The sequence below is a fragment of the Mesorhizobium sp. M2A.F.Ca.ET.039.01.1.1 genome, from assembly GCF_003998035.1.
In the GTDB taxonomy this organism is placed as follows: domain Bacteria; phylum Pseudomonadota; class Alphaproteobacteria; order Rhizobiales; family Rhizobiaceae; genus Mesorhizobium.
The window spans coordinates 1-385 of sequence record NZ_RZRY01001610.1 but is presented as its reverse complement, the minus strand read 5'-3'; the positions used below and the strand labels follow the sequence as shown (position 1 = coordinate 385).

Below are 385 nucleotides of genomic sequence, written 5' to 3'. Positions count from 1 at the left end.
GGCTGGCTCGCGCGGCGCGCCGGACGAGGGGGCCGTCGAGGCGCCTGCCTTCGTCATCGTCGGCGAAAGCGCGGCCGACACCACGGCGCGCGAAGCGCTGCTCGACCGCGCCATGGGGCCGAAGCGCAAGAAGAAGTCGTCCGAAAAGCTGCGGCGCGGCCGCCGGCCCTCGGAGGGACTGGCCTTCGTCGCCCGCGATGCGTCGGGCGTGGTCGTCGGCACGGTGCGGCTTTGGGATGTGAGGCTGGGCGAGGGCGGTCCGGCAGCGCTTCTGCTTGGCCCGCTGGCGGTCGAGCCTGGCTTGAAGAGCGGCGGCATCGGCTCGGCGCTGATGCGGCATGCGATCGCCGAGGCCGCGCGGCTCGGCCATGGCGCGATCCTGCTC

Annotated in this window: 1 protein-coding gene; it reads left to right on the top strand. The window is 74.3% G+C overall.

The window, feature by feature from the left end; genetic code table 11:
* Nucleotides 1–55 precede the first annotated feature (55 nt).
* Nucleotides 56–385 (top strand): N-acetyltransferase (locus EOA24_RS41165; protein ID WP_133375137.1); only part of this gene is annotated, 330 nt, incomplete at its 3' end.